At 35.3% G+C, this 13,540-nt stretch carries 10 protein-coding genes; 9 read left to right on the top strand and 1 reads right to left on the bottom strand.

The window, feature by feature from the left end; all coding sequences use genetic code 11:
- The first annotated feature begins 15 nt into the window (after window positions 1-15).
- The 9 genes from EZ449_RS00250 to EZ449_RS00210 all read left to right on the top strand — a co-directional run bounded on the left by EZ449_RS00250 (window position 16) and on the right by EZ449_RS00210 (window position 10,622).
- Window positions 16-3,657, top strand: coding sequence for a SusC/RagA family TonB-linked outer membrane protein (locus tag EZ449_RS00250; RefSeq protein ID WP_131555957.1), 3,642 nt, complete (start codon window positions 16-18; stop codon window positions 3,655-3,657).
- A 12-nt stretch (window positions 3,658-3,669) separates the two neighbouring features.
- Entirely contained in the window at window positions 3,670-5,142 is a 1,473-nt protein-coding gene (locus EZ449_RS00245; RefSeq protein WP_131555956.1) for a RagB/SusD family nutrient uptake outer membrane protein, read from the top strand.
- Window positions 5,143-5,156: 14 nt separating this feature from the next.
- Window positions 5,157-6,548 (top strand): substrate import-associated zinc metallohydrolase lipoprotein, encoded by a 1,392-nt coding sequence (locus tag EZ449_RS00240; RefSeq protein WP_131555955.1) that lies wholly within the window; start codon window positions 5,157-5,159, stop codon window positions 6,546-6,548.
- Window positions 6,549-6,551: 3 nt separating this feature from the next.
- Entirely contained in the window at window positions 6,552-7,898 is a 1,347-nt protein-coding gene (locus EZ449_RS00235) for a DUF4302 domain-containing protein (protein ID WP_131555954.1), read from the top strand.
- 109 nt (window positions 7,899-8,007) lie between these two features.
- On the top strand, window positions 8,008-8,280 hold the full coding sequence (locus tag EZ449_RS00230; RefSeq protein WP_131555953.1) for a hypothetical protein: 273 nt from the start codon (window positions 8,008-8,010) through the stop codon (window positions 8,278-8,280).
- 2 nt (window positions 8,281-8,282) lie between these two features.
- Window positions 8,283-8,678: a DUF983 domain-containing protein gene (locus EZ449_RS00225; RefSeq protein ID WP_131555952.1), complete on the top strand. Its 396-nt coding sequence runs from the start codon at window positions 8,283-8,285 to the stop codon at window positions 8,676-8,678.
- A 51-nt stretch (window positions 8,679-8,729) separates the two neighbouring features.
- Window positions 8,730-9,011, top strand: a complete 282-nt coding sequence (locus EZ449_RS00220) for a hypothetical protein (RefSeq protein WP_131555951.1) — start codon at window positions 8,730-8,732, stop codon at window positions 9,009-9,011.
- A gap of 50 nt (window positions 9,012-9,061) precedes the next feature.
- Window positions 9,062-9,721, top strand: a complete 660-nt coding sequence (locus EZ449_RS00215; protein WP_131555950.1) for a DUF2461 domain-containing protein — start codon at window positions 9,062-9,064, stop codon at window positions 9,719-9,721.
- A 61-nt stretch (window positions 9,722-9,782) separates the two neighbouring features.
- The gene (locus EZ449_RS00210) at window positions 9,783-10,622 is read left to right on the top strand and encodes an OmpA/MotB family protein (protein ID WP_131555949.1); all 840 of its coding nucleotides are present in this window, start codon (window positions 9,783-9,785) and stop codon (window positions 10,620-10,622) included.
- A gap of 200 nt (window positions 10,623-10,822) precedes the next feature.
- Here EZ449_RS00210 and EZ449_RS00205 read toward each other — a convergent pair whose 3' ends face one another.
- Window positions 10,823-13,414 (bottom strand): NACHT domain-containing protein, encoded by a 2,592-nt coding sequence (locus tag EZ449_RS00205; protein ID WP_131555948.1) that lies wholly within the window; start codon window positions 13,412-13,414, stop codon window positions 10,823-10,825.
- Between the last annotated feature and the right edge of the window lie 126 nt (window positions 13,415-13,540).

Raw genomic sequence — 13,540 nt, 5'->3', positions numbered from 1 at the left:
CCGAACAATCAAACTATGGAGAGAAATTTCTACAAAAGAAATGCTGTATTAAGTTGGGGTCGAATGGCCATGCTTATGTGTGCAATCTTTTGGAGCGTTTTGGCTAAAGCTGATGCACAGCAAGCAAATTCGCAACCCGAAAGATTAGAAAACTATCTGAAGAAGATAGAACAAGCTTACAAGTTAAGTTTTGTTTACGATGCTTCTGAAATCAGCAAGACTATGATTTTAGATGTACCATCTAAATTAACGTCAGTTCAAGCGTCTCTTGAACAATTAAAACAAAAGAATATTAGCTACACTAGAGTAGGCAGCCAAGTTGTTCTTAAAATCAATACCTCTTCTACAACTGCTAGAGATGTTATTGTTAAAGGTCGTGTTAGAGACAAAAAAGATAACTCAACCATGCCAGGTGTTAGCATCCGTGAAAAGGGTGCTGCTAATGCAGTTTCAACAAATTCAGTAGGAGAGTATCAAATTAAGGTAAAAGACGGCGCAACACTTGTTTTTTCTTCTATTGGTTACAAAACTATCGAGGTAGCCGTAAATGGCAAAACAACAATTGATATCTCAATAGAGGAAGATGCAAACCAACTTAAGGAAGTAAACGTTGTTTCAACAGGATATCAACAGTTAGATAGGAAACTTTTTACTGGATCATCGACGTTGGTTAAGGCAGAAGATTCTCAACGTAACGGTGTACCGGATATTAGTCGTATGCTTGAAGGTCAGGTAGCTGGTGTATCGGTACAAAACGTATCAGGTACATTTGGAGCTGCACCTAAAATTCGTGTTCGTGGTGCTACCTCAATAACTGGTGATAACAAGCCTCTTTGGGTTGTTGATGGAATTATTTTGGAAGATTTAGTTAATATTTCAAACGATGCCTTGTCCACTGGTGATGCAAATACACTCGTTGGATCATCGGTTGCAGGATTGAATCCAGATGACATTGAAAGCTTTAATATTTTGAAAGATGCCGCTGCTACAGCAATGTACGGGGCAAGAGCGATGAATGGGGTAATCGTTGTTACAACAAAAAAGGGGAAAAATACCGAGGGAACACCTAGGATTAGCTATACAGGTAACTTCACTACTTACTTAAAGCCTTCTTATGATAATTTTGATATTCTAAATTCTGCTGATCAAATGTCAGTTTTGATCGAGCTTGAAAATAAAGGATATTTTCAGCATACTACAGCATCTCGTGGATCTGAGGGTGGAGCTTTTTACAAAATGTACAATTCTTTATATGATTACAACCCATCTAATGATTCATTTGCATTGCGTAATGATATCTCAAGCCGAAACAATTTTTTACAACGCTACGCGAACGCAAATACAGACTGGTTTGATGTGCTATTCAAAAATTCACTTTTGCAAGAGCATTCGATGAGTATTAATTCTGGAACTGAAAAATTTCAAACTTATGCCTCAACATCATATCTACATGATAGTGGACAAACAGTTGGTAATAGTGTGGACCGTTTCACGGGAAATTTTAGAGCTAACTTTAAAATGAGTTCGAAATTAAGTGCGGAGATTTTAATGAATGGTTCTGTTCGTGATCAACGTGCACCTGGTACGCAAGAAAGAACATCTGATCCAGTTTATGGTAAATTCTCTCGTGATTTTGATATCAATCCTTATTCTTATGCATTAAATACTAGCCGTACCATGACAGCATTTGATGAGAACGGGAATAGGGAATTCTTTACAAGAAACTACTCTCCATTTAACATTCTTCATGAAATTGATAATAATTATCTAACGCTTGGTAATATTGATTTTAAGGTTCAAGGAGGAATTAAATACAAAATTATTCCAAGTTTAACCTATTCTGTTGATGGAGCATATCGTTTTGCTAAAACTGAGCGTCAACATTATATTCTTGAAAATGCAAATATGGTTTTGGCTTATCGTAATACTTCGGATGCTACAACTATAGGAAGCAACAAATTTTTATATACAGACCCTGCCAATCCTTATGGATTACCTGAAAGTGTATTGCCAGAAGGGGGTTTTTACAACACAACTACTGATAACTTAAAAAGTTATTATTTCAGACAAAATTTAGAGTTTGATAAGACTTTTGCAACTGATCATAGATTAAATGTTTTTGGATCAATGGAAGTTCGCTTTGCAGATCGTCAGGCAGAAAATTTTGATGGTGTGGGTTATCAATATGAAAACGGCGGAATCGTTAATTCTGCCTATAAATATTTTAAGTGGGCGCAAGAATCTGGATTCCCTTATTTCGGCATGAGCAATGGTTATGATCGTTTCTCTGCATTTGCTTTGAGGGCTGCTTATTCATATAAAGAAAAATATAGCTTTAATGCAACCACACGTTATGATGGTTCAAACTTAATGGGTAAAAGCAGAACAGCTAGATGGTTGCCTACCTGGAATATTTCTGGTGCATGGAATATTGATCAAGAAAGTTTTTGGCCCAAAAATGATATATTTTCTTCAGCCCGTGTTAGAGCAACTTATGGCCTAACAGCTAATCTAGGTAATGCGAATAATTCTGCGGCAGTTTTCTACAATCAAATTACTAGAAGACCGTATGATAATGAAAAAGAAACAGCAACATTTATTTCTGGGTTAGAAAATTCAGAACTAACTTGGGAAAAAACCAAAGAACTAAATCTCGGTGCTGACTTGACGTTTTTGAAAGATAGAATTAATGTTACTTTCGATATTTATAGAAAGAATATTTTTGATTTAATAGGTAATATTAAAACATCAGGTATTGGCGGTCAATTTAATAAAGTGGCTAACTATGCTGATATGACCTCTAAAGGTATTGAATTTACAGTTGCAGGAAATGCTATCAATAATACAGATTTTAGATGGAGAACTCAATTCAATGTTGCTTTTAATAAAAATGAAATTACAAATCTCGAAGTAAATCCAAGTATTTTTACTTTGGTTTCAGCAGATGGCGGAGCATTGTTAGGCCATGCACAAAGGGGATTATACTCTATTCAATTTGATGGGTTAGACCATGATCGTGGTTTTCCTTATTATATTGATGAGGCCGGTAAACGTAGTTCATATGTTAATTTGCAGAGCAATGATATTAGCTATCTTAAATATGAGGGCCCAAATGATCCAACTTTTTATGGCGGTTTTTACAATCAATTTAGGTATAAAAACTTCAGCCTATCTGCATTGTTAACATTTGCTGCTGGTAATTTCGTGAGACTAGATGCTACTTACCAAGCTTCCTATTCTGATATTTATTCAATGTCAAAAGATATGTTAAATAGATGGATTATGCCAGGTGATGAAAAATTCACAAATATACCCGCTCTATTAGATCCTTTCGATGCATCTCAAACTATTAAAGATGCTGATGGCTCTACGATCTCAGCTCGCTACCCTTACAACCTCTACAACTTCTCTACAGAAAGAGTTGCAAAAGGTGATTATATTCGCTTTAAACAAATTTCCCTTGGATACGATGTTCCTAAAAAGATAACTTCAAAATTACACATGGCTAATGCAACCATATCTTTAATCGGTAATAACTTGGCTTTGCTATATTCAGATAAGAATCTAAATGGACAAGATCCAGAATTCTTTGGAAGTGGAGGGGTTGCTTTGCCGATTCCAAAACAATATACATTATCATTAAAGGTTGGATTCTAAATATTTAAAATTATGAAATTAAACAAAATACAATCTCTTTTATTCGGACTTGGACTTTTGCTTACTACACAATCATGTAATAAGTATTTAGACAAAGAACCTGATAATAGAACTGAAATAAATACAATTGATAAAGTTGCTCAGTTAGTAACTACAGCATATCCTAGAAATGATTATTATTATTTTACTGAAAGCTACTCAGATAATACTGAAGATAAAGGAAGTGGTGTTGGAAGCTTAGATGATGTAATCGCAAGACCGTACAACTGGCAAGATTTAATTGGTGACCAGACCGGATCAACAACAAGCTATTGGAATGGATGCTACGAAGGAATTGCTGCGGCAAATCAAGCACTAGAAGCCATCGAAAAGAATAATCTTGGTACAGGTGTTTTACCTTATAAGGGCGAAGCATTGTTAGCACGTGCTTATGCACATTTTATGTTGGTTACTTTTTTCTCCAAACCATATGTAATTGGTGGTGCAAATAATTCTCCTGGTATTCCATATGTTACAGCACCAGAAACGAAAGTTATCGTTCAGTATGATAGAGAAACAGTTGCAGCAACTTATGCGAAAATTGAGAAAGATTTAACTGAAGGAATAGCTTTATTATCATCTTCTGCGTACAGTGTTCCAAAATATCATTTTACTCCAGCTGCTGCACATGCTTTTGCATCTCGCTTTTATTTATTTAAAGGTGAATGGCAAAAAGTAATTGATCATTCTACAGCTACGGTACCTGCAAATGATTTTTACAATAATTTGAGGCCTCTTAATACCATTTATAGGGCATATGGAGCTGAAGATTTTAGAAGTGCATTTACACGATCTGATCAAAAATCTTCTTTGTTATTAACAGAACAGTATTCTTTATGGCAAAGACAAACTTCACCAAGATATGGTTATGGAATCAATTTGGTGAAAATGTTCAGTACAGCGGGTAATTTCACTGGAAAAACTAGAGCGGATAAAATTTTATCGTACGGAGCTCCAAACTACACCACATATAAGTTTAAGGAATATTTTTTCCGCACAAGTCCAGGTGCCGATATTGGTTACCCTTATTTGATTGCTCCATTATTGACTGTTGATGAATCATTAATGAACAGGGCTGAGGCATATGCAGAATTAGGCCAATTTGATAATTCCTTAAGAGATGTGAATATCTTTTTAAGTACAAAAATCACCAATTATAGCGCCTCTACAGATGTGGCTACATTACCCAAAATTACTGTTTTCTATAATATAGCGGATTCAAAAGAAGCAATAATTAAACTTATTTTAGAAAGTAAAAAAGCAGAATTTTTACAAGAGGGAATCCGATGGTTAGATATTGTGAGAAAAGGCTTAACTGTCACTCACAATCAATATGATACATTCGGGGTTGAAACATTTAAGGATCTGGCTCCTAATGATTTGCGCCGAGTTTTTCAAATACCTCAAGAAGCACTTCTATCTGGTGTTCCATTAAATCCTAGATAATAAATTTAAATGTTATGAAAAAAAATATATTTAAAATTTTTGCTGCACTGTTCTTTATTTCCGTGATTGTATCATGCCGTAAAGAAGACCCAGTATCGGTTGATTTCGCAAAGCTGAATGTTGATAATCCCGTGGCTAATACTCCATTAGATACCTGGCTTACCACCACATTCTTAAATGAGTACAATATTGATGTAATTTATCGCTATAATCGCTTTTACCATGGAGATGATAGAGACGTCGCTTCGGTGAAAGTTGAGAAAGTACAACCGCAAATGCAAACAGTTCTAGAGGGCTTTCTATTACCATACAGAAAAATTGCGGGGACTACTTTTATTAAAAAATATTCTCCTAAACAGTTTGTATTATTTGGCTCAGGATCTTATAACCCTGATAATTCTTATACGCTTGCTACAGCAGCAGCTGGGAGAAATATAACGATTTATGATTTGAATAATTTTGATTTAACCAATACTGGAGCTGTTGTTGGTAAATTAAGAACCATTCATCATGAATTTACGCATATTTTAAACCAAATTGTGCCTATGCCTGTTGATTTTCAGTTAATTACAAAATCTACATATCTGGCTACTTGGACAACTGTAAGTGATGCTACTGCACGTGCGAATGGTTATGTTACTCCTTATGCATCAAGTCAACCTGGAGAAGATTTTGCGGAAACTACTACATCACTATTAGTATTGGGTCAGGCCTGGTTCGACGCTTGGGCAAATGGTTCGTCTGTAGCGGGTAAAGCGGCATTGAAAGCTAAGGAAGCTAGTGTGGTTCAATATTTCAACACCAACCTTGGTATAGATTTTAGAGCACTACAAAAAGAAATTCAAGAGGTTGTAAGAAAAACTTATAATTATCAAAATGCTAGTTTCCGTTATTGGATGGGTCAGAATTTGTATAAAACTATGACTATTAATTTGGAGGACGGTATATATTCTGCAAATGCGACATCATCTGACTTTTCTACGCCTTATAATACATTTAAAGCTGCTATTTTAGCTGTTAATACGACTGCGAAATACCATATGGATTATTTACAGTTTAGATTTGAATCAACAACAGCATTAACAGTTCGTGCTGCATTTACTGCAGCTGCTGGAGGAACTCAATTTTTTGCGGATTATACATTTACTTATACTATTAACCCAACAACAGGAGCCGTTACTTTTACAAAAGTTGCACAAGCGGGAACAACGGGTTCTTACGCAAACGCAACACTATTTACAGCCGCATTTACTAATAGTATTCAAGCCTATCTGACTGGGAAAACATTTATTGCTGATTGGTTACCTCCAACAATTGATCCTGCAAACTACAATCAATATGGTGGTTTTTACTTAAGTGGTACACCTACAAATAATTTTTACGGACTATTAGGACAAGCATTATAGAATATGAAAAGATTATTATATTTATTTATGGTCTTGCTCGCATTTGCAAGCTGTAAAAAATCTTCATTTGAATTAGCATTCGATGAGCTTCCAGAAGTTAGAATGCAAAAAGCAATAGCTGAGGTAAACACAATTTTAACTACGGCACCAAATGGATGGATTGCCACTTTACCAACGCAAGCTGGTGGAGGTTACGGTTTTTACATCAGTTTTGATGGACCCACCCAAGTTGTAAAGATGTATGGTGATGCAACTACGGCGGCCTCTACCACAGTTGGAACTTCAACATTTAGGGTAAAAGCAAATGCTGGAGCAGAACTGATTTTCGATACTTACAACACCATTTCGTTATTAGATGATCCAAACCCTGCTTCTTTTGGTGGCGTTACTGGTTCTGGACACAAGAGTGACGTAGAATTTATTTATGATCATTCTACGCCAGATAGTATCATTTTTACTGGTAAAAAATACCGTCAGCCTTTTAGGTTAGTTAAAGCAACGGCAGCACAGAAAGCTGTATATGAAGCTGGTGGTTACAAAACAGCAATTGATAAATTTAAGAGTTTCTTTGCTACTAATACCAATGCATACGTTGATATTTTATCAGGCAACGCTACCTTAAAGGCTGGTATTGGATTTGATTTTACAACTTCAGTAGGTTCAGGTAAAAGGGTGAATTTTTCTGGTATATTAGCTGATGGATCAATTGCTTCAAGCACAGGCAAATTTGCTTTTTCACTTGATGGTGCATCTGTTTTAAGCGGAGGTGTACTTTACCAAGGAATTACATTTGTTAAGTTCGCATGGAAAGATGCGACAACTTTGGCTGCGTACGATGCTGCAGGGAAAGAATACATCATTAAAAATTCTCCTACACCATTATTACCACTACACTTATTATTAGGTGTTAAATTTTCATCTATAGTTGCGCCTTTTGCAACAACGTATCCAGGATGGTCAGCTGATTTCCAAGCAAGGAGAGCTTCTGCAGCTGCTGCAATGTTAGCTGGTCCTTATGGCTTAAGACTAGATAAAATGACATTTGCTTTTGTCGTTTTAAATAAAAAAATGACCTTGACCACCGATATCTATCAAGGAGCAAGTAGATTTCTTGGCGATTTTCCTTTTACCTATACCAAAAACGATGCAGGAGTATTTAAATTTACTGCAGGTACACCAACAGGTAATGCAGGTCTAATCGTTGCTAATATGGCGCCACTAACTACACAAAGGTTAAACGTTGATACTTTTACATTAGGCTATTTTACTCACCCAACTACAGGTGAAACACTTGGTCAATTTATAAGTGTTGAACATCCTGACTTTACTTTTACTGGATCTTTATTATAAAAATTAGCTCCATATTTTAACGATCTCTTAAAACCCCGCTTTTCAGCGGGGTTTTTTTATGACATAATTTTTGCCACCCTTCACTCGTTTATTCATTATATTTGTGGTGATGAAAAAGAAATTGGTTTTTATCTTATTTGTGCTCGTTTTCAGTTTTGCAATTGTGCCTGAGGTTAATGCGCAATGCGCCATGTGTAGCATCAATGCAGAGCAAGGTGTAAAAAATGGCAATACCGTTTCAGCGGGTTTAAATACTGGGGTTTTATATTTGCTTGCTGTACCCTACTTAATGGCCATTATTGTGGGCGTGGTTTGGTATAAAAAATACCGCAAAAAGAATGTTCACCTTAACATGAAGAAAGAACCTTTCAATCTCAATTAAATATGGCCGAAAGGACTTCAAAGCTTTCCGCTATTATCCACTGCAAATGTCCGCATTGCCGTAGAGGCGATATTTTTACCGGCAGTATGTATGGTTGGAATATTCAACACACCAAAGAGATCTGCAGTTATTGTGCACAGCGGATTGAAATTGAGCCGGGCTATTTTTATGCAGCCATGTATGTAAGTTACGCTATGAATGTAATCGAAATGCTTGCAGTAAGTTTCCTTACTTATTTAATTTTTGGGCCATTAACCGATGCTACTTTTTGGCATTACCTTATCGCGATTTTTGCAGGTTGCTTTATATTATATCCCTTTAATTACCGTTATTCGAGAATTATTTTATTACATGTACTATCGCCGAATATAAAGTATAAACCTTATTACGATAAATAAGTTATCTTTAGTTGTGTAAAAATTTATTTGTATCAGAAGAACTAATCAATCATGAATAGCAATACTTTAACCAAAAGCATATTTTATTTAACAATTTTATCTGCTTTTTATTTATTAGCAACCTTTATTGGCTTGTTTTCCCGCTTTCAACAAAATGTGGTTTTTGGTGCAATAACCGAATTAATAACCATTCCAGCGATATTAGTTGTAGTTGCTGCATTTTTATTTACGGTGTATCAATTGGCCGTGAAGCATAAAGAGGCATCATTTTATCTAATTGCAACGGTGTTATTGTCGTTATCTGCGATTATACCCATGTTTTTTGTTCAGTAAATGAGGGAACGAATCGTTTCCCTCCAGTATTTTTCCATTAATATCAATTCATGCTTAAAGCCAGTACCATCAAGTTTATAAAAGACGTAGCAGAAAATAACAACCGAGAGTGGTTTGCCGAAAACAAAGCCGTTTATGAAGAAGCAAAGGCTGATGTTTTAGAGATGGTAGGCAAAATTATTCCGGCGCTGGCGAAGATAGATCCAACACTTTCAGCAGATGCTGATCCGAAGAAAAGCCTATTGCGGATTTACCGCGATGTTCGTTTCAGTAAAAATAAAGATCCTTATAAAAATAACTTTGGTATGTGGTTTTCTACTAAAAAAGGTGGAAATGAACCGGGTTATTATTTGCATATTCAACCGGGTAAAAGTTTCATCGCTGGCGGTTATTGGATGCCAGATGCGCCACATCTAAAATTGATCAGACAGGAAATAGATTACAACATCGGTGATTTTAAGGAGGTTATCGAGAACAAGGATTTTAAAAAGAACTTCAAGCTTGGCGTAGATAATGCCTTGAAAAATGCACCAAAAGGCTACGACCCTGCCGATCCGAACATCGAATTTTTAAAGCTTAAAAGTTTTGAGGCTACCATGAAAATTGAGGACAAAGAATTTTTTGATCCTGCGTTCGTTGATAAGTTAATAAGTTATTTTAATATGGTACAACCATTAGTTGTATTTTTGAGAAACGCAGTAAATCAATAACCAAATTTCAAAAACCGATTTTGGGTCTTGATACTTGATACTAAAATCTTGATACTATAATATGAAACATACCTTTCTAGCTTTTGCCATTCTCTTGTTCATTTCATCGTTAACCTCATGCGTAATCTTATCGCCGAAAAAATATAAGGCTTTATTGGGTAGTAAAGATTCGTTGTACACTGCTTTTAATGAGGGCTTAATTAAAATTGAGAATTTGGATAAAGAAGTTGCTAAACTAAAAAGGGACACCACTTTAATGGCTGAAGAACTTCGTGATCTGCAGACCAACTACAATGAGGTTGATGCGAATTATAAAAAACTAAAGAATAATTCTTCAACAGAAATTACAAAATTATCTGGCGATTTAGCTGCTCGTGAAAAGCGATTGAAAGAGGTTGAGGAAGTTTTACGCAAACGCGATGAAGCAACTAATTCGTTAAAAGAGAAACTTCAACAGGCCTTACTTGGCTTCACCAAAAATGGTTTAACTGTAGAGATTAAAAATGGTAAGGTTTACGTTTCGCTTACCGATAAACTATTATTCCCATCGGGAAGTATCATCATCGACGAAAAGGGCAAGCAGGCGCTTACCCAATTGGCTATCGTATTAAAGCAACAACCCGAAATAAATATTGCTGTTGAGGGACACACCGATAATCAGAAAATAAATAACCTTGGTCAGATTAAGGACAATTGGGATTTGAGCGTTTTAAGGGCTACTTCGGTTGTTCGTTATCTAACGGATAATGAAAAGGTAGAAAGCGTGAGAATGACAGCTACCGGCAAGGGAGAGTTTCAACCACTTGGATCGAATACTGGTGCCGATGGTAGAAGTAAAAATAGAAGAATCGAAATTGTTCTATCTCCAAAATTGGATGAATTGTATAACTTAATTAAGTAATAAGCTAAGTTCGATTGTAATTAAAATTGAAGGTGCTTTTATGACGATTTGGCTCCTCATTTCGTCATGCTGAATTTATTTCAGCATCTTTGATGCTAAGTTGCCCTGCAATTAAGAACCTGAAATGATTTCAGGGTGACGACCGGTCATACAAAGCGTCAAATAACCTACGACCAAGTATCTTAATAATCGAACTCAGATTATGCGCTTTGATGTTTGCGGTACGATTTTAAGATTTTAAAGGTATCCTCGAATTCTCCGCCATTTAAATTGGAATATTCTGGCATTGGAATTTTGTGCACCGTTAAAAATGTAAGCAAATCCTTAATTGCGGTTGATACCTCTTCTGATGCTTCGCAATGTTTCAACGCGTCTATCTTACTCAGGATTAATGAAATTTCGAACATCTTAAAATCGTGCTTCTCTGCTATGGCCAACCCTAAATCTGCCTCAATTATGGCCTGTTCGTAATTGTGAATGCAATTGTAAAAGGTAGATTTAAAAATATTAAATCCTGTTAAAATAAAGTTGGTGTAATACGTATACTCGCTATCAATTATTTTATCTACAAACTGTATAATTCTTTGTGCTTTCTTAAGATAATTCAATTTTAAATAGGTTTGACCTAAATGTAAAAGTAGAAATGGGGAAAAAACAGAATGCCTGATGTAAAATATATTTGGGTACTTATTCAGTATTGCCATTATAAAGCGGTGGCATTCTGCATAATTTTTTTGAGAGAACAGCGTAATGAGCACCAAACGGTAACACAAAACTTCTTCAGTAGTGAGCTCTTCGTTCTTTTTTGGCGCACTTCTATCTATTTCTTGACATAACTTAATGATCTTGTCTTCTAATGTTTTACTTTCGTTCGGCTTGCTAACCAAGTTGTTGTAGAAATATAAAATCAAATCATAAGGATTTATCGGGAAGAGCTCTCCCAATCTCTTATAATTTCGTTTCAATAAGTGCATGGTGTTCTGTAACGAAATTTTATCAACGTCGATTAAATAAATGTTACATTCTATAATGTGCAGCATCATTTGAACATCTTCATTGAGCACATTTTCCGAAATTATTTTAACAGTTTCCTTATAGAGACTACTCATTGTTCGGCCAGTAGCCATAATATCAATAAAATCGATGCCAATGGTTTGCTTATTAAAAGTACCATTTGGTTTGGCCAGTTCGTGCCTTGAGATGTAGCAGATAAAATCGAAAGATTCGTTTTTTTCTTGATTGGTGAACGGAAGCTTAAATATATTCTTCAATTCTGCAATCTCATTTCTAGTGATACAAAACCTTATGGCCCAATTTAAAATATGTGCCCTAAGCAATGGTTGTTTTGCAAAGCTTGTTAATATATGCTCAAAAAATCCCTTGCAGGATTTGTACTCAAATTTTTCGGTAATTTGAATGAATAAAAAGTAGGTGTAAATCTCGTTATTTATAAAACGAACTACCTCGGTAGGTATTGAGGTAGTGAATCTCTTTTCCTCAATAATTATTCCCGAGTGCAGTAACTCCTCATAAGCTTCGGGATAGCAATTAATATAGTTTAAGATTTTCTCTTTGGCAACCCTCAACTTATTATTCCTTTCGGAGATGCAATCGCCAATCTTTTTTAGAAGAAATATTTTTTCTGTACTCTTTTTTGCTAAAAATACCCGCCGTTCTAGAAAATAATTAATTAGTTCGTAGCACAACAATGGATTGCTTAAATCCAAAAGATTATTTTCATCCTTTAGCTTAAAATACACCTGAATCCAAAAAGGTGTTTTAAATTGATTTAGCAAGGTTGGACTAATATCCGCTTTAGTTACAGCTTTATTTTCTATATGACTTAAGGTGAAAAGAACCTCTTCTTCATTTAATGCTGGTAGATTGCTTAATTTTTCTTCATCGTAAAATAAACCTGTATACCATGCCTTACTTAAAAAGGCCGAGCCTGATATTGCGGGTTGAAGATTTATCCAACTATTGGTTCTTAGGCCAAAAATAATTTTTAAAAAGCTATTCTCCTCAATACTGTAAAGGAAATCGATAAAGGTTTTGAAATATTCGGATTTTGATAGTCGCTCATCAATTCCATCAACTATAAGAACAAATCTGCCTTCGCGTTTATCAGGATTCTTTTTAAAGTACATGATCATTTCGCTTAAGCTTCCAAACTTAAACTCCTTTAAAAACCAATCTTTTAGTGTCATCCCGTTCGCGATAATGGAATTAATCCTCGTTGAGTTGATTAGTAAAACAATGTCATTTTTGTAAATAGCATTTTCTGAAACAAAGAAATATTCAACGAGATGTGCCAATAATATCGATTTGCCTTGCCCTGGCTGTGCACTTACGGTTGCAAACTGATAGTTGTTTTTGAAAAAGTAATCAAAATCTGGATAAAAGAAACTTCTGTTCGCTGTTGCCTTAAAGGGAACGCCAGAATTGTTTTTCTTCGCAATGAGCGATACCTCAGTAATTACTTGGGCTTTTAACTTTAAATCTTGCCAAATACTTTGAACCTCGGTCGTTTTATTTTCCTTGTCCTTGCAAAATAAATCCCAATCGTTGTAACCGATATACTGTGATAAACTGTTTAAGGTGAATAGAGAGAACTTATGCTGCGTATTCGCAAAACCAAAAAAACGCTTTATAGTGGTTTCACTAACGTAGTTCTTAGTTTCTTGAAATACATACTCAGAAATAATCTTACAATGGGCGGGATCGATATTTCTCAATCCAGACTTTATAAGTACAAACTTCCTGAGCTCGTTGAGGAGTTCGTTAACGTTCATTAGTATATGGGATGACTACAGCTAATGTCATCATAATTTCACGAAACGTAAAATCTTTTAGTCAATAATGTATTCTATGAATAAAATGAATGAAAACGATTGCATAAAGAATGAATAGCAATGGAT

It is taken from the genome of Pedobacter frigidisoli (assembly GCF_004331675.1).
Classification (GTDB): domain Bacteria; phylum Bacteroidota; class Bacteroidia; order Sphingobacteriales; family Sphingobacteriaceae; genus Pedobacter; species Pedobacter frigidisoli.
This window is presented reverse-complemented; position numbering and strand designations above follow the sequence as displayed.

Excerpts from the sequence above, each read along its gene's own strand:
- EZ449_RS00250 (WP_131555957.1), top strand. The coding sequence starts at position 16 with ATGGAGAGAAATTTCTACAAAAGAAATGCTGTATTAAGTTGGGGTCGA.
- EZ449_RS00245 (WP_131555956.1), top strand. The coding sequence starts at position 3,670 with ATGAAATTAAACAAAATACAATCTCTTTTATTCGGACTTGGACTTTTG.
- EZ449_RS00240 (WP_131555955.1), top strand. The coding sequence starts at position 5,157 with ATGAAAAAAAATATATTTAAAATTTTTGCTGCACTGTTCTTTATTTCC.
- EZ449_RS00235 (WP_131555954.1), top strand. The coding sequence starts at position 6,552 with ATGAAAAGATTATTATATTTATTTATGGTCTTGCTCGCATTTGCAAGC.
- EZ449_RS00230 (WP_131555953.1), top strand. The coding sequence starts at position 8,008 with ATGAAAAAGAAATTGGTTTTTATCTTATTTGTGCTCGTTTTCAGTTTT.
- EZ449_RS00225 (WP_131555952.1), top strand. The coding sequence starts at position 8,283 with ATGGCCGAAAGGACTTCAAAGCTTTCCGCTATTATCCACTGCAAATGT.
- EZ449_RS00220 (WP_131555951.1), top strand. The coding sequence starts at position 8,730 with ATGAATAGCAATACTTTAACCAAAAGCATATTTTATTTAACAATTTTA.
- EZ449_RS00215 (WP_131555950.1), top strand. The coding sequence starts at position 9,062 with ATGCTTAAAGCCAGTACCATCAAGTTTATAAAAGACGTAGCAGAAAAT.
- EZ449_RS00210 (WP_131555949.1), top strand. The coding sequence starts at position 9,783 with ATGAAACATACCTTTCTAGCTTTTGCCATTCTCTTGTTCATTTCATCG.
- EZ449_RS00205 (WP_131555948.1), bottom strand. The coding sequence starts at position 13,414 with ATGAACGTTAACGAACTCCTCAACGAGCTCAGGAAGTTTGTACTTATA.